General features: G+C 62.4%; 2 protein-coding genes. Both read right to left on the reverse strand.

The window, feature by feature from the left end; translation table 11 throughout:
• On the reverse strand, positions 1-248 hold a 248-nt coding region (locus tag HCK86_RS23870; protein WP_176086994.1), incomplete at its 3' end, for a hypothetical protein.
• A gap of 1 nt (position 249) precedes the next feature.
• A complete protein-coding gene (locus HCK86_RS23875) occupies positions 250-675 on the reverse strand; it encodes a hypothetical protein (protein WP_176086995.1) in 426 nt (141 codons plus the stop codon).
• Between the last annotated feature and the right edge of the window lie 131 nt (positions 676-806).

Below are 806 nucleotides of genomic sequence, written 5' to 3' on the forward strand. Positions count from 1 at the left end.
TCGCCCATCTGGACGGAAAGCGTCACGCCGGTCTCTGCCGCCGTGTCACTGGTTGACGACTTTGTCAGCGCCTTCTGGATCAGCGACACGCCGACCGAAAGCACCGTGCCAACGATGAACTGGCCGACGGCGCCAAGCGAGCCGATCCAGCCGGCGACCGCACCAATGGCGGCAACCACGGGACCGGCATGCGCCGGCATGGCGGCGGTCAGAACCGCAACCAGGGAAATCAGGAAAATCTTGATCATGTCAGCCGACGCGGAAAGCCCGTTTTGCAGTCATCAGATCGACCGTGCCAAACCCGGCATCGGTCAGAACAAAAATGCGCTCGCCATTGACGACGCCGAGCGCAAAGCCAAAGCCATCTTCAGACGGGATCGCGGCGATATCGCCAATCCGCGCACGGGCAATATGGCATTCGGGCAGGATCGAAGCGGCAAGCGCCCCAAGATCGGCAAAGCCGTCATGGCGCAGCACCCGCAATGCCCCGATTGCCGTGGTGTATCGCCCGCGCCACGGGGCAGCGAGATCCGCACCGGTCAGCGCCAGCGTCAGATTGCCGACCAGGCCGACCGCGCAATCATTCTCACCCCATGAGAAGGGCTCGGAGCGCATGGTGTCACAAGCCGCATCAAAGCGCGCCCGCCAGCCGTCCAGTCGTTTCAGGTCGGTCATGCGGATGATTTCCCCCATGGAATATCCCAGCTTGAAACCACGCCGGAATCCCTGCCCCACTGATCGCCCGAGCGCCGTTTCTGGCCCTCATAGGAGGATTTGAGCGGATTGGTTCTGGCGAGCATCGAAAT

Origin of the sequence: Martelella sp. HB161492, from assembly GCF_013184775.1 — a bacterium.
Taxonomy (GTDB): Bacteria; Pseudomonadota; Alphaproteobacteria; order Rhizobiales; family Rhizobiaceae; genus Martelella.